General features: G+C 70.1%; 24 protein-coding genes and 1 tRNA gene. 4 read left to right on the top strand and 21 right to left on the bottom strand.

The annotated features are described in order from the left end of the window. The first annotated feature begins 532 nt into the window (after nt 1-532). Nucleotides 533-883, top strand: a complete 351-nt coding sequence (locus LV79_RS05805; RefSeq protein ID WP_253832772.1) for a MerR family transcriptional regulator — start codon at nt 533-535, stop codon at nt 881-883. A gap of 563 nt (nt 884-1,446) precedes the next feature. After that, complete coding sequence (locus tag LV79_RS05800) at nt 1,447-2,199, top strand: recombinase zinc ribbon domain-containing protein (protein ID WP_285469589.1); 753 nt, start codon at nt 1,447-1,449, stop codon at nt 2,197-2,199. Here LV79_RS05800 and LV79_RS05795 read toward each other — a convergent pair. The 9 genes from LV79_RS05795 to LV79_RS05755 form a co-directional block, all read right to left on the bottom strand. After that, nucleotides 2,181-2,264 (bottom strand) — tRNA-Leu (locus LV79_RS05795). The genes LV79_RS05800 and LV79_RS05795 overlap by 19 nt on opposite strands. 18 nt (nt 2,265-2,282) lie before the next feature. Then, nucleotides 2,283-3,095: an MOSC domain-containing protein gene (locus tag LV79_RS05790; protein WP_253832767.1), complete on the bottom strand. Its 813-nt coding sequence runs from the start codon at nt 3,093-3,095 to the stop codon at nt 2,283-2,285. An 18-nt stretch (nt 3,096-3,113) separates the two neighbouring features. After that, nucleotides 3,114-3,842: an amino acid ABC transporter ATP-binding protein gene (locus tag LV79_RS05785; protein ID WP_285469591.1), complete on the bottom strand. Its 729-nt coding sequence runs from the start codon at nt 3,840-3,842 to the stop codon at nt 3,114-3,116. Next, nucleotides 3,814-4,557 (bottom strand): amino acid ABC transporter permease, encoded by a 744-nt coding sequence (locus tag LV79_RS05780; RefSeq protein ID WP_253832765.1) that lies wholly within the window; start codon nt 4,555-4,557, stop codon nt 3,814-3,816. Before LV79_RS05780 ends, LV79_RS05785 begins: the two co-directional genes overlap by 29 nt. Next, nucleotides 4,557-5,363, bottom strand: coding sequence for an ABC transporter substrate-binding protein (locus LV79_RS05775; protein ID WP_253832763.1), 807 nt, complete (start codon nt 5,361-5,363; stop codon nt 4,557-4,559). Before LV79_RS05775 ends, LV79_RS05780 begins: the two co-directional genes overlap by 1 nt. 160 nt (nt 5,364-5,523) lie before the next feature. Continuing rightward, a complete protein-coding gene (gene purB / locus LV79_RS05770; protein WP_253832761.1) occupies nt 5,524-6,966 on the bottom strand; it encodes an adenylosuccinate lyase in 1,443 nt (480 codons plus the stop codon). An 11-nt stretch (nt 6,967-6,977) separates the two neighbouring features. Then, nucleotides 6,978-7,559, bottom strand: coding sequence for a TetR/AcrR family transcriptional regulator (locus tag LV79_RS05765; RefSeq protein ID WP_253832759.1), 582 nt, complete (start codon nt 7,557-7,559; stop codon nt 6,978-6,980). A gap of 27 nt (nt 7,560-7,586) precedes the next feature. Beyond that, nucleotides 7,587-8,345 carry a hypothetical protein gene (locus LV79_RS05760; protein WP_253832757.1) on the bottom strand — a complete coding sequence of 253 codons (759 nt, stop codon included), beginning with the start codon at nt 8,343-8,345 and terminating at the stop codon, nt 7,587-7,589. A 17-nt stretch (nt 8,346-8,362) separates the two neighbouring features. Beyond that, entirely contained in the window at nt 8,363-8,881 is a 519-nt protein-coding gene (locus LV79_RS05755; RefSeq protein WP_253832755.1) for a SigE family RNA polymerase sigma factor, read from the bottom strand. 134 nt (nt 8,882-9,015) lie between these two features. Between LV79_RS05755 and LV79_RS05750 the strand changes: the two genes are divergently transcribed. Further along, nucleotides 9,016-10,053 carry a threonine aldolase family protein gene (locus LV79_RS05750; RefSeq protein ID WP_285469597.1) on the top strand — a complete coding sequence of 346 codons (1,038 nt, stop codon included), beginning with the start codon at nt 9,016-9,018 and terminating at the stop codon, nt 10,051-10,053. Here LV79_RS05750 and LV79_RS05745 read toward each other — a convergent pair. The 11 genes from LV79_RS05745 to purD all read right to left on the bottom strand — a co-directional run bounded on the left by LV79_RS05745 (nt 10,019) and on the right by purD (nt 18,880). Next, nucleotides 10,019-10,765: a potassium channel family protein gene (locus LV79_RS05745; RefSeq protein ID WP_253832753.1), complete on the bottom strand. Its 747-nt coding sequence runs from the start codon at nt 10,763-10,765 to the stop codon at nt 10,019-10,021. The genes LV79_RS05750 and LV79_RS05745 overlap by 35 nt on opposite strands. A gap of 33 nt (nt 10,766-10,798) precedes the next feature. Further along, nucleotides 10,799-10,966, bottom strand: coding sequence for a hypothetical protein (locus tag LV79_RS05740; RefSeq protein ID WP_253832751.1), 168 nt, complete (start codon nt 10,964-10,966; stop codon nt 10,799-10,801). 100 nt (nt 10,967-11,066) lie between these two features. After that, nucleotides 11,067-12,221, bottom strand: coding sequence for a pyridoxal phosphate-dependent aminotransferase (locus LV79_RS05735; protein WP_253832749.1), 1,155 nt, complete (start codon nt 12,219-12,221; stop codon nt 11,067-11,069). Between the two features lie 46 nt (nt 12,222-12,267). Next, on the bottom strand, nt 12,268-13,431 hold the full coding sequence (locus LV79_RS05730) for a WXG100 family type VII secretion target (protein ID WP_253832747.1): 1,164 nt from the start codon (nt 13,429-13,431) through the stop codon (nt 12,268-12,270). Between the two features lie 9 nt (nt 13,432-13,440). Next, nucleotides 13,441-13,740, bottom strand: a complete 300-nt coding sequence (locus LV79_RS05725) for a hypothetical protein (protein WP_253832745.1) — start codon at nt 13,738-13,740, stop codon at nt 13,441-13,443. Between the two features lie 64 nt (nt 13,741-13,804). After that, nucleotides 13,805-14,569: an ESX secretion-associated protein EspG gene (locus LV79_RS05720; RefSeq protein ID WP_253832743.1), complete on the bottom strand. Its 765-nt coding sequence runs from the start codon at nt 14,567-14,569 to the stop codon at nt 13,805-13,807. Between the two features lies 1 nt (nt 14,570). Then, a complete protein-coding gene (locus LV79_RS05715; RefSeq protein WP_253832742.1) occupies nt 14,571-15,830 on the bottom strand; it encodes a PPE domain-containing protein in 1,260 nt (419 codons plus the stop codon). A gap of 9 nt (nt 15,831-15,839) precedes the next feature. After that, complete coding sequence (locus tag LV79_RS05710; protein ID WP_285469601.1) at nt 15,840-16,502, bottom strand: DUF3558 domain-containing protein; 663 nt, start codon at nt 16,500-16,502, stop codon at nt 15,840-15,842. A gap of 14 nt (nt 16,503-16,516) precedes the next feature. After that, nucleotides 16,517-17,122, bottom strand: a complete 606-nt coding sequence (locus tag LV79_RS05705) for a DUF3558 domain-containing protein (RefSeq protein ID WP_253832739.1) — start codon at nt 17,120-17,122, stop codon at nt 16,517-16,519. Further along, nucleotides 17,115-17,528, bottom strand: coding sequence for a PE domain-containing protein (locus LV79_RS05700; protein WP_253832737.1), 414 nt, complete (start codon nt 17,526-17,528; stop codon nt 17,115-17,117). Before LV79_RS05700 ends, LV79_RS05705 begins: the two co-directional genes overlap by 8 nt. 83 nt (nt 17,529-17,611) lie before the next feature. Next, nucleotides 17,612-18,880, bottom strand: a complete 1,269-nt coding sequence (gene purD / locus LV79_RS05695) for a phosphoribosylamine--glycine ligase (protein WP_253832735.1) — start codon at nt 18,878-18,880, stop codon at nt 17,612-17,614. 327 nt (nt 18,881-19,207) lie between these two features. Between purD and LV79_RS05690 the strand changes: the two genes are divergently transcribed. Continuing rightward, on the top strand, nt 19,208-20,260 hold the full coding sequence (locus LV79_RS05690; protein WP_253832734.1) for a glycerophosphodiester phosphodiesterase: 1,053 nt from the start codon (nt 19,208-19,210) through the stop codon (nt 20,258-20,260). Between the two features lie 54 nt (nt 20,261-20,314). Here LV79_RS05690 and LV79_RS05685 read toward each other — a convergent pair whose 3' ends face one another. Beyond that, nucleotides 20,315-20,572, bottom strand: a complete 258-nt coding sequence (locus tag LV79_RS05685; RefSeq protein WP_253832733.1) for a UBP-type zinc finger domain-containing protein — start codon at nt 20,570-20,572, stop codon at nt 20,315-20,317. Nucleotides 20,573-20,584 lie beyond the last annotated feature (12 nt).

The following is a 20,584-nucleotide window of genomic DNA, read 5'->3' as shown; positions in this document are numbered from 1 at the left end:
TCGGAAGAGGCAGTGCTGGCTCCGGGAAGACAGAGAAAGGCGCGGGTAGACATCCAGCCCGCGTGAAAGTGCACAGCAAGGTGGAAGTTGCACGACCGCTAGTGATGTGATGCACGACGGTCAGGTGGCCGAGGCCGATCTACGGACGGGGCTTCGGGCAGTGACCAGCGGCGCAGGGCGCGCTGGGACCGAGCACGGAAGGGGTCCCGCCGTGAACGCCGTTCTCGAAGCAGTACCGATGGTAAGTGCGAGCGCAGTAGCAGTTGAGAAGAAATCCGATGGAGGAAGGGAGAGGGCACATCATTGGATCGCCCGCAGCGGCCGGTCGTTCGTGCCGCGCGGGTACCGCAGTCCCATCGGCCAGAAGGGTGGTTCTGGGTACGAGTCAGCGATCCCCGCACCAGTCGGCTCACGGCTGGAGAACGCGGGTACAGGTAGTCGGCCGCACGGCCGGATGACAATGGTGACACCCAACCCCGGAGCCCCGGACGCCGCACACGGCGTCCGGGGCTCCTCGTGACGTGGAGGTTCGATGATCCCTGGCCAACGCGAGACCCCCGCCGGTTCGACCGGGGCAGGCGGGAAGTTCGATGACGAGCACTACCCCGCCTACACGATAGGCGCCGCCGCGGATTTGCTCGGCGTGACCGCCGGGTTCCTGCGCAGCCTCGACGAGGCCGGTTTCCTCACCCCGCACCGCTCCGGCGGCGGGCACCGCCGCTACTCCCAGTACCAACTCCGCCTGGCCATGCGGGTCCGGAAACTCCTCGACGAGGGTACCGGCCTCGACGCCGCCTGCCGCATCATCACCCTCGAAAACCAACTCCAAGACTCCGAACGCCGCCACGACGAAACCCGCGCCGCGACGGAACACCCCGCCTGAGACATCGAGCCCACCCGCCGTCGACGGCAAGGTCGCACAACCAGGTCCGCTGAGCGAGGCGACCTGGGTCGTACAGCTCGCCAACGGTGTCGAGGAACGCACCTCGCCAGCGGGGTACGCATGCAGGCGATGATGACGGCCGCGTCGTCGTGGTCGAACCGGTGCCATTCGGCGTGGACTCTCTCCATGCCCCGGTCCGGCAGCTTGGCCAGCCACCGGCCGATTGGTAGCGGGAAGTCGTATCCGCCCGCACCACCAAGTAGGTGACGCCGGTGCGGGCGGTGTGAATCTCGATGTGAACGCGGCCGATGGCGACCCCGGCCGCGGGGTGGCCGTAGTGCGCGACCAGCCCGGTAAGGGTCTTCGGGTGCGAGCCGGGCGTTACGGCCAGTTAGCCGTTGAGGTCGTGCTTGAACTCGGTCAGGAGGGCGGGCAGCAGGTGCGGTACCACCACCTCCTGGAAGTCGGGCAGGTCGGCTCCCTCAGCCGGCCACATCACCAAGTTCCGCCGCGCCTCCCCGGACCGCATCGTCCGATCCCGCGCACAAGCCCACCCCGCGATCGTGTCCGTCGAGACGTTCACCGAGGTTCGGCTACTGCGCCGATCCAAGGGTGCCGGTGGCCTGGAATCTCGCAGCAAACTCGAACGCGGCCCGAAGGCGACGAAACGCGTCTACGCCCTGCGTGGTCGAGTCCGCTGTGGCCACTGCGAACGCCGCATGGAAGGAACCCCACGCGAGGCCCGCATCTACTACCGCTGCGCCGCCCGCTCCATCGTTCCCGGATCACCGATCCTGGCCACCCACCCGAAGAACATCTATCTCCCCGAAAGCGCCGTACTCCCGCACCTCAACGACTGGATCAGCGGCCTACTCGCCCCCAAGAACCGAGACACCACAGTCGCCGCTCTGGTCGGCGCACAACCCGGCACCACGACCAACACCCGCACGGAACCCCTGCGCCACCGCATCAAGGACGCTGAGACGCGCCTACGCAGGCTCCAAGCCGCGATCGAAGCGGGAGCCGACCCGGCTGCCCTGATAGACGCTCTCAACCGTGCACAGGCCGAACGAGACGCCGCCCGCACAGAGTTGGATGCCCTCCCGGCCAGCCGCGAGGTTGGTCCAGCAGAGGTCGACGCCATGATCGACTACCTCGACACCATCGGCCGCCAGGTCAACGACGCCGGCCCCGCCAAGCTGCAAGAGCTGTACACAGCGCTCGACCTGGAGCTTCTCTACAACGCAGAAGACCGGATGCTCGACGTCAGCATCCGGTCCGGTAGGGGTAGTAAGCGTGTCCGAGGGGGGACTTGAACCCCCACGCCCGTTAAGGGCACTAGCACCTCAAGCTAGCGCGTCTGCCATTCCGCCACCCGGACTTGGTGTGTGGGGGAAGTCTACCCCTCGACCACTTGGGCCTCGTCGCCGAGGTGGAGGGGGCCGGGGGTGAGGACGGCGTACTTGGCGCCGAAGGAGACGCCGGGGCGGTCGGGGTCTCGGCGGTAGGTGGCGAGGGTTCGGGTGGGTTCGGGGCCGGTTTTGGCGCCTGTGGCCTGGTCGACCGTTGGTACCGCGCAGCGGATGGCGCGGGTGGAGAAGCCAAGTTCGACGGCGCCGATGCGCAGGCGGGTGGCTTCGTCCTCGGCGTGGGCGGGCCAGCCGGTGAGGACGATGTTGGGGCGGAAGCGGTCCATGGGGACGGCGGGTGCGCCCGCGGCGGTGATGCGGGTGTTGAGACCTTCCAGGGACGCCTCGGTGATCAGCAGGATGGCGTGGGCGTCCCCGAAGGCGACGCGGCCGGGGTGCAGGCCCCAGCCGTCGCGGATCTGGGTCGGGGGGAAGCGGACGAGGCGGACCTCGCGGTCCAGGGCGGCGCTGCACCACTTGGCCGCCTGGTCGCCCTGGTCGATGCCGGTGCCGTACCACTTGTTGAACATGCTCACGTCGCGCGCCGCGCCGTCCAGTGTGGTCTCGACCAGGTGGTCGTCCAGGCCGTCCATCGAGAGCAGCAGGCCGCCGTCGACGAACGCGGCGCTGGCGGCGGCCATCGCGGGGACCTTGCGCTGGCTGATGAAGCTGCCGTCGGACGCGTCGACGACCATGTACTGGCGGTCGTCGACCAGCCCCGTCTCGACGACGTCGGCCGCCTGCACGGGGACCGCGCGGAAGCCCTTCACCGGGTAGTACGCCAACCCAGACACTCTCGCCACGGTCCCCACGCTACCCAATCAGAGGACCTGGTCGAGGAACCTCCGCAGTCTGGGACTCGACGGCGACTCGAACACCTGCCCCGGCGCGCCGACCTCGACGACCCGGCCGTGGTCCATGAACGCGACCTGGTCGGCGACCGACCTGGCGAACCCCATCTCGTGGGTCACCACCACCATGGTCATCCCGCTGCTCGACAGCTCCGCCATCAGCCCCAGCACGCCCTTGACCAGCTCCGGGTCGAGGGCGCTCGTGGCCTCGTCGAACAGCATGACCTCCGGCCGCATGGCCAGTGCCCGCGCGATCGCCACCCGTTGCCGCTGCCCACCCGAGAGCGCCGACGGCCGGTACGGCGCCTTGTCCGCGAGCCCGACGTCACCCAGGTATTCCAGCGCGCGCTCGCGAGCCTCCTCTTTGGACAGCCGGAGCACCGACCGCAGCGGCAGCACCAGGTTGTCCAGCACAGTCCGGTGCGCGAACAGGTTGAAGTGCTGGAACACCATCCCGATCCGGCGCCGCAGCGCGTCCGGGTCGGTCCCGACCACGCTCACGTCGTCGAGCAGCACGTCCCCGCGCGCGGGCCGCTCCAGCTGGTTGATCGCGCGCAGCAGGGTCGACTTGCCCGAGCCGGACGGCCCGATCACGCAGGTCGTCGACCCGCTCGGGACCGCCAGGTCCACTCCGCGCAGCACCTCCAGGGTGCCGAAGGACACGTGCAGGTCAGCCACGCGCAGGCTCGAGCTCGTCAAGGGTGTCACCTCCCCGCACCGGTCGACCGTCGCGCAGGCGGCGGTCGACGAAGTTCACCAGGTGCGTCAGCGGGACCGTGATCGCCAGGTACACCAGCCCGGCGGCGACCAGCGGCGACTGGTTGCCCGTGTTGGCCGCCAGGTCCTGCCCGATGCGGAACAGCTCCCGTTGCGAGGCAAGCAACCCCAGGAAGTACACCAGGCTGGAATCCTTGACCAGCGAGATGAACTGGTTGACCAGCGCGGGGAGCACCCGCCGGATGCCCTGCGGCACGACGACGCGCGCCATGGTGGCGGTGTGCGTCATGCCGAGCGCCCGCGCCGCCTCCGACTGCCCCTTGTCGACGCTCTGGATGCCCGCGCGGAAGATCTCGCCGATGTAGGCCGACGCGATCAGGCTCAGCGCCAGGATGCCGAGCGGGTACGGGTTGTTGCCGACCAGCGGCCTGGCCACGACCGCGAGACCCTGCCCGACGAGCAGGATCGTCACGATCGCGGGCAGGCCGCGGAAGATGTCGGTGTACACCCGCGCGGGCCAGCGCAGCCACCGCCGGTGCGAGAGGCCGAGCAGCGCCAACCCCAGCCCGAGGACCGTGCCGATCACCGCCGAGAACCCCGCCAGCACCAGCGTGTTGACCAGCCCGGTCTTGAGCAGGTCGGGCAGGACCTCGGCGATGTAGTCCCAGTTGAGGAACGTGTCGAGCAGGTCGGACATCAGGACTTCGGCTTGAACTTGTCCGGCACGGGCACGCTCGGGATGAACTTGTCGTGCAGCTTCTGCCAGGTGCCGTCGGCGATGACCGCGCGCAGGCCGTCGTTGAGCTTGCCGCGCAGTTCGTCGTTGCCCTTGCGCACCGCGAACCCGTGCGGCAGGTCGTTGGCCTCGATGGTCGTGGTGACCGCGAGCGACGGGTCTTCCTTGGCGTACTTCTCGGCGATGGTCAGGTCGACCACCCAGGCGTCGGCGTTGCCGTTGCGCAGGCCCGCGATCGCGGTGTCGTAGCTGGGGAACCGGACGACCTGCGCGCCGGGCACGTTGGCGCCAAGGTACTTGTCGCCGACGGTCGCCTGGATCACCGCGACGCGCTTGCCGTCGAGCAGCTTGGCGTCGGTGATGCTCTTGTCCTTGCTCAGGACGCTGATGTACTCGTAGTTGTACGGGTCGGTGAAGTCGACGGTCTTGCGCCGCTCCTCGGTCTGCGCGATGGCCGACGAGCCCGCGTCGTAGGTCTTGTTGGCGACCTGGCCGAGCAGCGCGGAGAAGTCGGTGCCGACGAACTCGACCTTGTACCCGGCCTTGTCCGCGACGGCCTTGAACAGCTCGTTGTCGAACCCGGTGTAGACGCCGTTCTCCTGGTAGACGTTGGGCGGGGCGTCACCGAGGGTGCCGACCCGCAGCGTCTGCGGCCCACCGGAGCCACCCGCGCCCGCGTCGGACGACGAGCCGCACGCGGTCAGCGCGGTCGTGGCGGTGATCCCGGCAACGGCGAGCGCGACTACGCGCAGCAATGAGGTTCGCATCCGTCTTCCGTCGGTCATGTGCTTGTCGCACAACAGATCACGCGGGCGAGGAGGTCCGTTCCTCGCCCGCGTTCGTCACCGACGGTATGCAGCGGCCCCGGGTGAGCGCCAAATTCGGGTGAAACTCTCACATGCCGGGACCGCTATCGGGTGATACCCGCTACAGGATGGCGCCGGGCGCGTAGCCCGCCGCCTCGGGGAACCGGGCCAGCACGACCTCGACCCGCTTGGCGACCTCGGCCACCTGCGCGCCCGCGACCCCGGTGAACGGCAGCCGGTCGGCGAGCAGGGCGTCGAGCGCGGCGCGGTCGAGCGGGATGCGCTCGTCGGCGGCGAGCCGGTCGAGCAGGTCGTTGTCCGCCGCGCCCTGCTCGCGCATGGCGAGCGCGACCGCGACGGCGTGCTCCTTGATCGCCTCGTGCGCGGTCTCCCGACCGACACCGGCCTGCACCGAGGCCATGAGGACCTTGGTGGTGGCCAGGAACGGCAGGTACCGGTCCAGCTCGCGGGCGATCACCGCGGGGTAGGCGCCGAACTCGTCGAGCACGGTCAGGAAGGTCTCGAGGAGGCCGTCGAGCGCGAAGAACGCGTCCGGCAGCGCGACCCGGCGCACCACCGAGCAGGACACGTCGCCCTCGTTCCACTGGTCACCGGCCAGCTCGCCGGTCATCGACGCGTACCCGCGCAGGATGACCGCGAGGCCGTTGACCCGCTCGCACGAGCGCGTGTTCATCTTGTGCGGCATGGCGGAGGACCCGACCTGGCCCGCCTTGAAGCCCTCGGTGACCAGCTCGTGGCCCGCCATCAGCCGGATCGTCTTGGCCAGGCTCGACGGCGCGGCCGCGATCTGGACAAGAGCCGTGACGACGTCGAAGTCCAGCGAGCGCGGGTAGACCTGACCGACGCTGACGAAGTGCTCTTCGAAGCCCAGGTGACCGGCGACGGTCTGCTCCAACCGCGCCAGCTTGTCCTGGTCACCGCCGAGCAGGTCCAACATGTCCTGCGCGGTGCCGACAGGCCCCTTGATGCCGCGCAGCGGGTAGCGCGCGATCAGCTCGTCGAGGCGGACGAACGCGACCAGCAGCTCGTCGGCGGCGGTCGCGAACCGCTTCCCGAGCGTGGTGGCCTGCGCGGCGACGTTGTGCGACCGGCCCGCGATCACCAGGTCGGCGTGCTCGGCGGCCAGGCGGGCGAGCCGGACCAGCACCGCGGCGACCCGCACCCGGACCAGCTCCAGCGACCGGCGGACCTGCAGCTGCTCGACGTTCTCGGTGAGGTCGCGCGAGGTCATGCCCTTGTGCACGTGCTCGTGCCCGGCCAGCGCGTTGAACTCCTCGATGCGCGCCTTCACGTCGTGCCGGGTGATCCGCTCGCGGGCGGCGATGCTCACCAGGTCGACCTGGTCGAGCACGCGGCGGTAGTCGTCGACCACGCCAGCGGGGACCTCGATGCCGAGCTCGGCCTGGGCGGCGAGGACGGCGAGCCACAGCTCGCGCTCGAGGGTCACCTTCGCCTCGGGTGACCACAGGGCGGCCAGCTCGGTGGAGGCGTAGCGCCCGGCGAGGACGTTGGGGATGCTGGGCTTCTGCTGAGCTGCGGTCACGTCTGCCCAGCTTACGCGAGGGCTTCCCGCAGCATTCGCTTCGCCGCCGCGCGCGGATCCGGGTTGACCTCGATGAGCGCGTTGACCACCGCGCCGTCGACGAGCGCGATGAGCTGCTCAAGCCGCGCGTGGTCGAGTTCGGCGCCTGCGCGCACGCAGGTGTCGAGCAGGAGCGTCCGTAGTTCGGCACCGAGTTCCAGCATCAACGGGCGCAGGTACGGACGGCGGCCGGTAGCGACAAGACGCTCGTACCGCAGCAACACGGCCTCGGCGTCGTTAGCGTTAACGGGACCGAGCAGCTGGTCGATGACTAGCTCCACGAGGTGGTCCAACCCGCGCGGTCCCTCGGTCATCGCCTCCAGCACTGCCCGGCCCCTGGCCAGTTCGGTGCGACCGTGGTGCTCGATGGCGGCACCGATCAGCTCGTCGAGCGACTCGAAGTAGTACGTGGTCGACGCCAGCGGCAGCCCGGCCCGTTCGGCGACGGCCCGGTGGCGGACCGCGTCGAAGCCGCCCTCGATCAGCAGCTCGACAGCGGCCGCGACGAGGGCGTGCCTGCGGCGTTCGCCCTTGGGGGTGCTGGCGGTGGTCATGGGGGGATTGTGCCGCCGTCCGCGCGGTCAGTACCGGGGAGCCAGCTTCCCGGCGACGACCCTCAGGTCGTCCTCGGTGATCGGCGGCGCCGCGGAACCCGTGACGCCCTCGACGCTCAGCACGATCGTCGCGCCGGTCTGGGCGCTGACCACGGAACCGGTGGCCGAGGGGCGGTCACCCCAGGGCGGCTGCACCATCTGGCCGGTGCCCGCCGGGGTCAGCATGATCGAGACGAGACCGCGCCGCGGACCGTCGGCCACCTCGAAGGCGGCCGAGCGGGACCCGGACGGGCAGCTCAGCGGCGAGCCGCGAACCTCGCCCCGGGAAACAGCGGACGGGAGCTCGCCCGCGAGGGCAGCAGCGAGCTCCCGGTCCGCCGCTCCGCACCCACCAGGGGTGCCGTCGGCACTCGTGCCGACATCTCCAGTCATCGAGCCCCCCTGCTTGGGCGTCGACGACGGAGAGTCTTCCCCCGCCCCGGCGATGCGCGGCGAGTCAGTCTTTACCTCGCTCGGAAGGGGATTCGCGTTACCCTCCAGCGCCGAGACCGGCGCCTGCGCGGCCGAATTGTTATCCGACGCACCGGATGGTCCCGCCCAGAGCGCGACACCGGTGGTGACCCCGCCGACCAGCAGTGCGAAGCCCAGCGCCGAACCGGCGACCAGGCTGTTCCTCCTCCGGGTCAACCTGGCCGACTGGGCGAGGACGTCACCGTGCTCGAACGACGGCGGCGGCACATCGCCGACCGCTGCGTTGAACACGTCGGAGATCTTGCGCTCGTCCACCTACACCCACCTCCCCGTCACGAAGTCGACCGAAGGTCGTCAACCGAGTCGCCGAGCACCTCGCGCAGTGTCGCGAGGCCCCTGGCGGTCTGGCTCTTCACGGTCCCCTCCGAACACTTCAGCGCCTCGGCGGTCGAGGCGACGTCGAGCCCTTCGAGGAACCTCAGGACGAGCACGGCCCGCTGCCTCGGCGGCACCTTGGCCAACCCGCCCACCAGCGCCGAGCGGGTCGCCACCGACTCACCGACGTCGGTGGCGGTGGTGGCCTGCTCGGGGACCGCGTCGACGTGGCGCTCCCGCCGCCACGGCCGTCGGGTCTCGTCGATCATCGCGCGCAGCACCGACCGGCGGACGTAGGCGTCCAGGGCCCCGCGGTCCCGGATCTTGCGCCACCTGCGGTGCAACGCGACGAACGCCGTCTGGGTGAGGTCGTCCGCCCGGTGCCAGTCCCCGCAGAGCAGGTACGCGGTTCTTCGCACGGCGTCGCGCCGTGCCGTGAAGTACTCCGCGAACTCCTGCTCCTCGCGCTGGTCCACGCGGACGCTCTCCGCTCGTCTTGTCTACGGGTAGGGGACGGACGTGCCCCGGCTAACGGTTGCACGCGGCACCGCAGAGACATACGCCACCCCCGCCACCAGCCGAACGGACGACGCTGTGGTGTGATCGGATCGTGACTTACGCGCGCCGGATCGATCTCCGATCGGACACCGTGACCCAGCCGGACGAGACCATGCGGGTGGCCATGTCCTCCGCACAGGTGGGCGACGACGTGCTGGACCACGATCCCACGATGCGCAGACTCGAGGAGGAGACCGCCGCGCGGCTGGGCATGGACGCCGCGCTGTGGGTGCCGAGCGGGACGATGGGCAACGTCATCGCGATGGTCATCCACCTGCGCCGCGGCGACCGGTTCCTCGCGCCGAGGGCGGCGCACGTGCTGGAGGCGGAGCTGGGCAGTTCCGCGTGGTTGGCCGGGGGCATGCCGCAGCCGCTCGAGTGGACGGTCGGCCCGGGTCGGATCAACCCGGAGGACGTGCGGGCGTACGCGACGCAGTCGTCTCCCTACTACGCGTTGACGACTCGGTTGCTCTGCCTGGAGAACACGCACAACTTCGCGGGCGGCACGGTTACGCCACCTGACGAGCACGCCCGGTTGGTGTCTGCGGCGCGTGAGGCCGGGTTGCTCGTACACCTCGACGGCGCGCGGCTGTGGAACGCGTCGGTAGCACTAGGAGTGCCGCCTGCCGCGTTGACGGTCGGTGTGGACACCGTGCAGGTGTGCCTGAGCAAGGGGTTGGGCGCGCCGGTCGGGTCGGTCGTCGCGGGGTCGCGGTCGTTCGTGAAGGAAGCGCGCCGAGTGCGGAAGATGCTCGGCGGCGGGGTCCGGCAGGGCGGTGTGCTCGCGGCGGCCGGGTTGTTGGCGCTCGAGCGGATCGACGACCTGGCCGCGGACCACGCGAACGCGGCGCTGCTGGCCGAGGGGCTGGCCGGGTTGGGCTGGGAGGTCGGGCAGCCGGAAACGAACATCGTGATCGCCGCGGTGCCGGACGTGGCCTCGACGTTGACCGCGCTGGAGCGGGTCGGGGTGCTGGCGACGGCGGTGCCGGGGGGTGTGCGGTTCGTGACGCACCGGGACGCGCCGGAGCTCGACGTCGCCGAGGCGCTGCGGCGGATCAGCGCGGCGCAGAGCCCGGCTCCTGCCGCGTGAGGTCGGCCCGCAGCTGGGCGATCTCCTCGCGCAGCGCCTGGACCTCGGTGCGGGTGCTGGCCTCGATGGACGCCTCGGCGCCCGCGATCTTCTCCACGAACCAGGACGCGATCACACCGGTGACCACACCGAGCAGGGCGATCCCGCCGACCATCAGCGCACCCGCGACCAGGCGGCCCTCGGTGGTGACGGGGTAGCGGTCGCCGTAGCCGACGGTCGAGATCGTGGTGAGCGTCCACCAGAGAGCGTCACCGAAGGTGGTGATGGTGGCGTTAGGGTCGTTGCGCTCCGCGTCCAGCACGGCGAGCGCGGCGCCGAACGCGACCATCAGCGTCGCGCCGCCCACGTACACGCCGACCTGGCCGCGCAGCCCGCTTCCGATCCGCCGGTTGATCACCTTGAACACGGTGACCAGCCGCAGCGCGCGCAGTTGCCGCACCATCGGCAGCGCCACCACGACCAGGTCGAACAGGTGCTTGCCGACGAACCGCCACTTGCGCCTGGCCAGCCCGAGCCGCACCAGGTAGTCCACGGCGAACACCGCCCAGACGACCCACAGCCACACCTCGAGCCACCACTGCACCCGCGGCGAGTTGGCCGTCCCCAGCACCTGCCAGGCGTAGGCCACTAGGAAGGCCACCGCGAGGCCGGTCAGCGGCCACTCGGTGCGCGCCTCCCAGGCGGACAGGCGCGGCTCGTCGGGGTTCTTCACCCCGACATCCTCACCCGAACGGGCTAGCCCTGGCTAGCGGATCTGGCGCCTCGACTTGCCCTTGATCGCCCCGTACGCCGCGACCCCGACCGTCGCCACCGCCGCGATGATCAGCAACGTGCCGATGGCCTTGAAGATGAAGCCGATCAGGCTGAACGCGATCCAGATGACGATGATCGCGCCAATGATCTTGAGGAGCATGGTCCGCCGCCTTTCGGGGGTACTTACCAGGTGAACGCGGGGGTGCGGGCGGTCGTTCCCAACGGACCTGGGTTCGGATCGGACCGCGGTTCGCTCGGCGCTAGAGCCAGGTGGCGAGGCGGGCCAGGGCTTCCTTGATGTCGTGAGTGGCGCCCGCGAAGGAGAAGCGGACGTAGTTGCCGCCGGTCTCGGGGTCGAAATCGATGCCCGGGACGATCGCGACACCGGTTTCGGCCAAGAGGCGCTGGCAGAAACTCATCGAGTCATGCGTGAGGTGTGAGACGTCCGCATAGGCATAGAAGGCGCCATCGGCTGGGGCCACTCGGGTAATACCGGCGGCGGTAAGACCGTCCAGCAGAAGCGTGCGGTTGGCGGCGTAGTGCGCGACGTGAGCATCTAGCTCTGTGTAGACCTCTGGGTCAAAGGCGGCGACGCCCGCGTGCTGGGCGATGGCGGGGGCGCAGATGGTGAAGTTGCCGGTGAGGCAGTCCACGGCGCGGTGCAGGCGCTGGGGGACGAGCAGCCACCCGAGGCGCCAGCCGGTCATGGCGAAATACTTGGAGAACGAGTTGACCACGACGGCCTCGCGGGAGAACTGCCAGGCGGACGCGGTCTCGGCGCCGTAGGAGATGCCGTGGTAGATCTCGTCGCTGATGAGCTGGACGCCGCGTTCGGCGCACCAACCCGCGATGGCGGCGAGCTCGGCGGGGGCCAGGACCGTGCCGGTGGGGTTGGCCGGGCTGGCGACGACCAGGCCGTCGATGGGGCCGATCTCGTCGAGCATGTCGACCGTGGGCTGGAAGCGGGTCTGCTCGTCGCAGGGCAGCTCGATGACGTCGCAGCCGAGCGCGGTCAGGATGTTGCGGTACGCCGGGTAGCCGGGACGGGCGAGAGCGACGCGGTCACCAGCGTCGAACGCCGACAGGAACGCCAGCAGGAAGCCGCCGGAGGAGCCGGTGGTGATGACGACGTCTTGCGGCGAGATGTCCAGATTGTACCGGTTCGCGTAGTGGCCCGCGATGCCCTCGCGCAGCTCGGGGATGCCTAGCTGCTCGGTGTAACCGAGCGGCTGCGACCCAAGAGCCTCCGCGGCGGCGATCTTCACTGCCTGCGGTGCGCCGCTAGAGGGCTGGCCTGCGGCTAGAGAGATCATGTCGCCGTGGGTGCGCTGGCGGGCGTTGGCGGCCGACACGACATCCATCACGTGGAACGGCGGGACGGCGGCGCGATCGGCCACCTTGAGCAGCGCGTGCATGGCGCCAGCCTAGTGACGGGCGCCAGTCGCGACGAGACGGCGACGGTCAGTAGCCGACGTACCCGCCACCACCGTGGGTGGCCTTGATCCCGGGGACGTTGGATAAAGAGCCGTAGCGGGACACGGCGTAGTTCACGCCCGCGCAGATGTTGTCGACCGGGTTCCAGATGTTGTTGTGGCCGGGTATGGCGTAAGAGTTGAAGGTGGGGTCGATCGTCTGCATGAGGCCCTTGGACGGGGTGCCCTTGGCGGCGTTGGAGTCCCAGTTGTTGATCGCGTTCGGGTTGCCGCCCGACTCATGCTGGATGATCTCCCAGATGAGCTGCGCGTCGGCCTCGGTGACGTTGATGCCTCTAGCGCGGAGCAGCTCGATCGCCTGACGGATCCACTCCTGCACGTTGCCCGGGGGAGGGCTGCTGGGCGGGCCGCCGCTAGCGCCCATACCGCCGCTATGCCCTCCGCCGCCACCGTGCCCACCACCGCCACCGCTGTGCCCTCCGCTGTCGCCGGTAGGGCTACCGGTGGCCTGTGGGGCTTGTGCGGGCTGCGCGGCCTTCTCGGGGCTGTCCGGGTGGGACTGTGCGGTTGTCGTGGGAGTCGCTGCCGGAGTCCACTCGACACTCTTGCCCGGGGCAGGGGTGAAGGCCTGGGTGTTGGGGTCGGGGATCGCGGAGAACTTCGGGTTGGGGTTGCGGCCCTGCAGCGCGGACGCGGCAGTGGAGACGGCTTGCTCGGCGTTGTCGATCTGAGCGGTGACACGGCCCCGGTAGCCGCTGGCTAAGCCGTCTACGTAGCTTCGCTTCTCTTGCTCTGTCGCATCTGGATGAGCGTTGATCCAAGAGGTGGCGTTGTCATAGAGCTCGCCGAAGACACCCTCTAGCGTGTCGCGCGCCGCTTGGAGTCCAGTCGCAGCAGTGCGAAGATCTGATCCGGCGGCGGTAAGAGCCTCGTTGAGCGATTCGCCCGCTTTGGTGAAGTTGGCCATGTACGCGACAAATCCGTCGGCAGAGCTGCCTTGCCAGGCACCGTCCAACTGCTTGACGGAGCTGTCGACCTTGCCGACGGAGTCAGAGCTACCGGTGGCTGCTTGCGTGAACCTGGCGGCTAGGTCGTTGATGGCGCTCGGCTGTGCCGAGTAGACCTTGTTCGCGGTCTCGGCCAACTCTGCTGCGGTGCCACCGAGACCGGCGGCGGCGTCCTTCGCGGTCACGTCGACCCCTCAGACCGTCAACGACCGCGTGGCGGCCTGCTCGTTGTTGGCCACGGAGGTGCCGATCGCGTCCAAGGCCCGGTCGACCGATCCCAACAGCGCGCCCGCCCGATCCAGCTCATCGCTCCCGGTGGTGGCGAGGGCGCGGACAGCGGAGGCGAGGCCCGCCGAGCTGGGCAAAGTGCCGAAAATGCCCGCATCGGCATCCCGTGGCAGCGCGTCGCCCGCGCCGGCGACCGGACCGGCTTGACCGGCGACGGCCGCTCGGCACTGCTCGATGGCTTGCAGGTTGTAGTCGGCCCCAGCCACAACTCCCCCTTGGCAGATCGGTGCCAGGGTCAGACGGCGGGCGGGGTGCGCCGGTTCCAGACGATCATGCGTCGTCGAGCAGGTCCCAGACCGCGGCGGCGAGTCGGGCGTTGTCGGCGGGGGCGACCGTGCTCCAGACCTGGCCGTCATTGCTGTGCTTGGCCACGTGCACGTACCGACCCTGGTTGGTGTCGTGGAACGCGACAACCCTGTCGGCCCGCTGCTTGCGCTGATCGCGGCCGACACGCTCAACGCCGAACTGACCGCGTGCACCAACACCGGAGAACATGAGCGCTAGAGACTGCGCTTCGTACAGGGCTAGGCCTGCGCGTTGGAGCGGTGTGACCAGATTGTGCGGCTCGCCCCCGGCACGCCTATCTGCGTCGATGAGGACATCCCGCAAGAGGCTCACTGAGCGGCCGGGTCCGGCGGGAGCGTCCCCCGTCACGGATACCGCTGCCTCGGCCAGTGCGCTCGTACGCGCCGGGATGAGCCAGACCTGATCGTTGTCGACGACCGCTAGACCTGCCTGATCGCCGGACATCACGGCTAGGGCCTTGATCTCGCGGTCGGTCCACACCCAGACGTCAACGCTGACCTGGGCGTGCGCGAGCAGGCTCAACCGGTCGGCCACCTCGGGCTCCGCGCGGCCCCGGGAAGCCAGGCCCCGGCGTTCCAGGTCCGCGAACGCGCCCGCGACGAGCCGGGCGCGCTCGGAGTGGGTCATGCCGGGGCTGGGCACGTCGATGGCGACGTGGCGCAGCGGGAGCCGCTCGGACTCCCAGAGGACGTCGAACTCGAGGGCGGAGAGGACGATGCTCGCGGACAAGTCAGTCGTCTTCGCCGAGCACCGGCGAGATCACCAGGCGGTCGTCGCCGAAGAGGTCCTCGGAGTCGATGCCGTACTTGCGCACGTGCTCGTCGTCGTCCTCGCCGTTGGCCGCCGCGCCCGCTGCGGGCTGCATGAGCGAAGAGGCAGGTTTGCCGCTCTTAGTCCCACCGATCTTCTCGGCGTTGCGAGCCGCCCGAGCCTCTTCCTCCGGTGCACCGGCGACAGGGCCAACGGCGCGCTGAGTGTTCTTACCCGCCGCACCGGGATTGCCACCAGCAGCTCCGGCTCCGCCGCGCACGACCTTGTCCTTATCCATCGCGGCGCCCGCCGCCGCACCGGCGCCACCGGCCCCGGCGATTCCCGCGGCGGTCGCGATCTCGCCGACCAACTGGCCGGAGATGCCCGTGCGGAAGACGTTGAGCGCGTTGGTGGTGGCGGGGAGGCCGCCCATTCCGGGAAGCACCGGGCCGATCCCGGAGACACGACCGAGTCCGGGCGTCGGGGTGTTGCCGGGCATGGGGTTGAGTCCGACCGTGGGCGCGGGGCCTGAGTGGACCGGGGCCGCGCCGGTGAAGTTGCCGGGTAGCGGTGTCCCTGCCTGCGGACGGTTAGCGCTACCTCCCCCAGTGGGGGTGAACGAGTCCTGGCCGCTGTGGAGGCCCTGTACCGCGGTGGTGTCCTTTGTGCCGGGCTGCTGCGTCCCGACCCCTACCGCGGGCGGCACCGGGAGGTTCTGGAAGTTACCGAGCGCGCCCTCGCTACCGCGGGCGTAGTCGTTCATCGACCCGATGGCCTGCTGGCGCGCCGCTTGCGTGCGCTGCACCTCGGCGGCGTGCGGGGTGGTGTGGCCGACCAGCCCCATCCCCTTGTCCCACATGTTCATCTGGGTGGCGCCGCGCAACTGGCTCCCCTCAGGCGCACTGTTGCGAGTCGTGGCGAACGTGTCCCCCTGCTCGCTCACCCCACCCGCCGAATGCGCCACCGTCGGCACCGCGTCCGCCGCGTACACACTCGACTGCTTCGTCGCCTCGACCCCACCATCAGCGGCAGCCCCCTGCCACTCCACCCCGATCCGCGCCAACTCCTCCCGCAACGCCCGATCCGCATCCGCCAACCCATCCGCGATCTGCATCAACGCGCGAACGGCCTTGAACAAGCTCTCGGACCCCGGCCCCTGCCGCAACCGATCCACCTGATCAGCGAGCGCGTCGTAGCCGTACCCCTCGAACCGCAGGTCAGCCAGCCCGTTCTCCGCCATCTCAGCCCCTCACGCCAGCGTCTTCAACGTGGTCAGCACCAGGTTGGCGGCCTTCTCGCTCATCCGGCACACCTCGTCCTGGGAGAAATCCTTGCCCGTGGTCGATGTCGTGACCTGGAGTTGTTGTCCCTGGGCGACATCGAGGGCCGTCGTGCACGGGGCGCTGTTGGGGCCGTCCCCGGTGAGTCGGTACCGAGCGGCGCCGTAGTCGTCGACCTCGACGGCCTCCGACTCGACGTTGCGCTTGCCGGTCAGCCAGGCCTCAACACCCTCGGTGGTCACCAACAGCGCGCTGTACTCGTACCGACGACTCTCCTCGGAAACATCGGAAACACACCCCTTGGCGCCGCGGTAGGTCTCCTGGTCGTAGGTCCAGGGATGCACGCGCTTGATCTTGAGCTGGTCCAACTGGGGATCGGTGAGCAGCTTGCACGGGTCGACCGCATCGAGCTTCAAGTCACGCGGGCGAGCCGGAAGGGCGACCGTGGGCTTGGTGGAACTCGTGGGCCCAGTCGTTTCCCCGCCCGCTTCAGCAGACGTGGTGGGCACGCCCGGCTCCGATGTCGTGCAGGCCGCGACCGAGGCAGGCAGCAGGAGGAATGCGACGACCCGCCTACGCGCGCGGCGGCGTGGATCTTGTCGGCGTGGGACGGGTAGGTCTGCGACTCGCACAGTTCTCGCCTCCCTCACGCCAGTGTCTTCAAGGTGGTCAGCACCAGGGAGGCGGCCTTCTCGCTCATCTCGCAGACCTGGTCCTGGGTGAAGTCCTTGCCCATGGTCGAGGTCGTGACCTGGAGTTGCTGTCCGTCCGCGACGTCGATTGTGGTGGTGCAGGGGGCGCTGTTGGGGCCTTCGCCCTTGAGGCGGTAGGTGATGGCGCCGTAATCGGCTACGGCGCCGGGGGTCATTTCGACGTTGCGCTTCTCTTTGAGCCAGGCGTCGGCGCCTTCGGTGGTGACGAGGAGGGCGTCGTAGTCGTAGAACTGGCCGCCCTTGACCTCGAAGGCGCAGCCCTTGGCGCCGCGGTAGGTCTCCGAGGTGGAGGAGTACGGGCGAACGCGGCCGACTTTCAGTTCCGCCTGCTGCGCGGGGACGAGCAGTTTGCAGGGGTCGACCGAGTCGAGCTTGAGGTCGCGGGGCCGTTTGGGCAGTTCCGCGGTGAGCTCGGCCTCGGTCGTGGTCTGCGGTTCTTGGCCACCGTTGGTCGGCGCGGGCAGGCCCTGCTCCGCGGTCGTGCAGGAGGAGAGCAGCAGTACCGCGGCAGCGGCGGCGAGCACCAAGCGACTAGCCAACGGTCGTCCCGATCGCGGCGGCGATTTCCTCTTCGGTGTAGCCATAGGTCTTCGCGCTCTCCTGGAGTTGCCGCACCAGGGCGTCCAGCGAGGCCATGTACTCCATCACCCGCTGCCGGTACGAGCCGTCCTGCCGGGTCAGCCGCTCGTTCCACTCCTGCGCGATCTGGACGCTGACGTCGTCGTCGCCGGGCGGCACCACGACCAGGTCCACCAGCGCGCCCTTGACGCGGTCCTGCAGCGTGTCGATCTGCGTCTGGATGATCTTGGCGGCGGCGAGGACGTTGTCGTGGTTGATGAGGAACTGGCCCGCGGTGGTGGCGGTGGGGTGGTGCAGGGAGTCGGCGGCCATGCGGGCGGTGGCGGTTATGGCGGCGAGCGCGCCGGTGTGGGTGGCGTCGGTCATGCCGGGGTACCCCCTGGGTCGTTGTCTCCCGTTTGAGGCTACCAACGTGTACGGGGTGGTCACCGTGAGTTCGCGAGAACGGCCTAGTTGGGGACGGGGAGGCCGATCTCGCCGTTGATGGCGCGCAGGGCGATGTCGGTGCGGTGGTGGGAGCCGGGGAGGTGGACGGCGGTGACCTTGCGGTAGGCGTCGGCGGTGGCGGCGGGGAGGGTGTCGCCGGTGCCGACGACGGCGAGGACGCGGCCGCCCGCGGAGAGGAGGGCGCCGTCGTCGCGGCGGCGGGTGCCCGCGTGCAGGACGCCGTCGGCTTCGGCGCCGGTGATGGTGTCGCCGGTGCGGGGGCGGCCGGGGTAGCCGTCGGCGGCGATGACGACGGTGACGGCGGAGCCCTCGGCCCAGTCGAGCGGGGGGTGCTCGGCGAGGCGGCCCTGGGCGGCGGCGAGCAGCAGGCGCGAGAGCGGGCTGCGCAGCAGGGCCAGGACGGACTGGGTCTCGGGGTCGCCGAAGCGGCAGTTGAACTCGATGACCTCGGGGCCGTTGGAGGTCAGCGCGAGGCCCGCGTAGAGCAGGCCGGAGAACGGGGTGCCGCGGCGGGCCATCTCCGCGACGACCGGCTCGATGATGCGGGTGACGACGTCGTCGACCAGGCCGTCGGGGACCCAGGGGAGCGGGGCGTAGGCGCCCATGCCGCCGGTGTTGGGGCCGGAGTCGCCGTTGCCGACGCGCTTGAAGTCCTGGGCGGGCAGCAGCGGCACGACGGTGCCCGTCGCGTCGACCACGCAGAACAGCGACACCTCGGGGCCGTCGAGGAACGACTCGAGCAGCACCGGGTGGCCGTCGTCGAGCAGCGTCATGGCGTGCGCGCGGGCGGTCGGCAGGTCGGCGGTGACCACGACGCCCTTGCCCGCGGCGAGGCCGTCGTCCTTGACCACCCAGGTCGGGCCGAAGCGGGCGAGGGCGGCGTCGAGCCGGGCGGGGTTGTCGACGATCTCGCTGTGCGCGGTCGGGACACCGGCGGTGGTCATGATGTCCTTGGCGAACGCCTTGGAGCCCTCGATGCGGGCGGCGTCGGCGCCGGGGCCGAAGCAGGCGAACCCGGCGGCCCTGACCGCGTCGGCGACGCCCGCGACCAGCGGACCCTCCGGCCCGATCACCACCAGGTCGGCCTTCCAGCGCTCCGCGAGACCGACGACGGACTCGGCGCTGACCGCGTCGACTCCGTAGGTCTCGGCGAGCGACGCCGTGCCCGCGTTGCCCGGGGCGCACGCGAGCGCGACGACCTCCGGGTCCTTCGACAGGGCCAGGACCAGGGCATGTTCGCGGGCACCAGACCCGAGCACGAGGACTCGCACGGTCAGCCAGGGTAGATGCCCGGCCGCCGTGGTCCGCCGCCGCCCCGGGGAACGCGGCCCGGGCTGAGCAGCCCCCGAATCGATCCTTCCGGTTCGGGGGGAGGGGGGACAGGGGAAGTCGCCGGGTGTGGACAGGTGAGTCGGTTGTGGACAGCGCTGGGCGTTCATCCGCGCTTGGGGCAGGTTTCGCCAGGTGGTGGCCCGGATTTCGTGGGGCGCGGCGAGGGTTGCGCGGGTCAGTTCGCGGGGCTACGAGGAGGAAGAATGCCTGCTACCCGGACCATCGGCGTTGCCGTGTCCGCGCTCGCCCTGCTAGGGGTTGCGACCATGAGCACCGCAAGCGCCACCCCCGAGCACGGCGACGGCCACCGCGCCGCCCCGCTGGTGCTGGGGCACCGGGGTGCCTCGGGGTACCGGCCGGAGCACACGCTGGCCAGCTACGAGTTGGCGGCCAGGATGGGCGCCGACTACATCGAGCCCGACCTGGTGTCGACCAAGGACGGGGTGCTGGTCGCCCGGCACGAGCCGGAGATCGGCGGGACCACCGACGTCGCGAAGCGCCCGGAGTTCGCCGCGCGCAAGACCACCAAGGTGCTCGACGGCGTGTCGGTGACCGGCTGGTGGACCGAGGACTTCACCCTCGCCGAGCTGAAGACGCTGCGCGCCGTGGAGCGCATCCCGGACGTGCGCCAGCGCAACACGATCTACAACGGCCGGTTCCAGGTGCCGACCTTCCAGGAGGTCATCGACCTGTCCAAGCGCCTGTCGCGGGAGCTGGGCCGCGAGGTCGGGATCTACCCCGAGACCAAGCACCCGACGTACTTCCGCAAGATCGGCCTCGACCTGAACCCGAAGGTGGTCGAGGCGCTGGAGCGCAACGGCCTCAACCGGCGCGGCGCGAAGGTGTTCGTGCAGTCCTTCGAGGTCGGGAACCTGGTCGAGCTCAGCCGCAAGCTGCGTGTGCCGCTGATCCAGCTGACCTCGGCCTCCGGCGCGCCGTACGACTTCGTGGCCAGCGGTGACAAGCGGACCTACGCCGACCTGCTGACCCCGGCTGGCCTGCGCGGTGTCGCGAAGTACGCCTACGGCATCGGCCCGGCCAAGGACCAGGTCATCCCGAGGGACGCCGCGGGCAACCTCGCGCAGCCGACCGCTCTCGTGGGCAACGCGCACGCGGCGGGCCTCAAGGTGCACCCGTACACGTTCCGCGCGGAGAACGCCTTCCTGCCCGCGAACCTGCGCTCGTCCGCGGTGCCCGCCGAGTACGGCGACCTCTTCGGTGAGCTGTCGGCGTTCTGGGCGGCGGGCGTGGACGGCGTGTTCAGCGACAACCCGGACATCGCGGTCGCCTCGCGCGCGGAGACCTTCCCGCGCCGCTGACCGCGGTAGGACCAGGCGGGCCGCCACCGGCAGGGGGTGGCGGCCCGCCTTTCTTCACACGATCCGGTTGTCCACGTAGCACCAGCGCCAGTCCTCGCCGGGTTCGTGGGACTGGATCACCGGGTGGTCGGTCGCCCGGTGGTGCGCGGTGGCGTGCTTGAGCGGGCTCGAGTCGCAGCAGCCGACGTGCCCGCAGGTCAGGCAGCGGCGCAGGTGGACCCAGTGCCGGTTGCCCGCCGCGACGCAGTCCTGGCAGACGTCGGCGTCGGCGGTGACCCCGGTGGGCAGCGCCTCGGTGTGTTCGCAGGTCATTACCCGCTCCTT

Origin of the sequence: Actinokineospora globicatena, assembly GCF_024171945.1 — a bacterium.
Lineage (GTDB): Bacteria > Actinomycetota > Actinomycetes > Mycobacteriales > Pseudonocardiaceae > Actinokineospora > Actinokineospora globicatena.
Note: the sequence above shows the minus strand (reverse complement) of the source record. Positions and strands in the feature narration are given on the sequence as shown.

What these genes read in the sequence shown, in the direction of transcription:
- LV79_RS05805 (WP_253832772.1), top strand. Translation starts at nt 533, where the DNA reads ATGATCCCTGGCCAACGCGAGACCCCCGCCGGTTCGACCGGGGCAGGC.
- LV79_RS05780 (WP_253832765.1), bottom strand. Translation starts at nt 4,557, where the DNA reads ATGTCCGACCTGCTCGACACGTTCCTCAACTGGGACTACATCGCCGAG.
- LV79_RS05735 (WP_253832749.1), bottom strand. Translation starts at nt 12,221, where the DNA reads ATGCACGCGCTGCTCAAGGTGGCCGATCGCGCCGCCGTCCCGCCGTTC.
- LV79_RS05765 (WP_253832759.1), bottom strand. Translation starts at nt 7,559, where the DNA reads ATGACCACCGCCAGCACCCCCAAGGGCGAACGCCGCAGGCACGCCCTC.
- LV79_RS05685 (WP_253832733.1), bottom strand. Translation starts at nt 20,572, where the DNA reads ATGACCTGCGAACACACCGAGGCGCTGCCCACCGGGGTCACCGCCGAC.
- LV79_RS05740 (WP_253832751.1), bottom strand. Translation starts at nt 10,966, where the DNA reads ATGCTCCTCAAGATCATTGGCGCGATCATCGTCATCTGGATCGCGTTC.
- LV79_RS05690 (WP_253832734.1), top strand. Translation starts at nt 19,208, where the DNA reads ATGAGCACCGCAAGCGCCACCCCCGAGCACGGCGACGGCCACCGCGCC.
- LV79_RS05715 (WP_253832742.1), bottom strand. Translation starts at nt 15,830, where the DNA reads ATGGCGGAGAACGGGCTGGCTGACCTGCGGTTCGAGGGGTACGGCTAC.
- LV79_RS05775 (WP_253832763.1), bottom strand. Translation starts at nt 5,363, where the DNA reads ATGCGAACCTCATTGCTGCGCGTAGTCGCGCTCGCCGTTGCCGGGATC.
- LV79_RS05700 (WP_253832737.1), bottom strand. Translation starts at nt 17,528, where the DNA reads ATGACCGACGCCACCCACACCGGCGCGCTCGCCGCCATAACCGCCACC.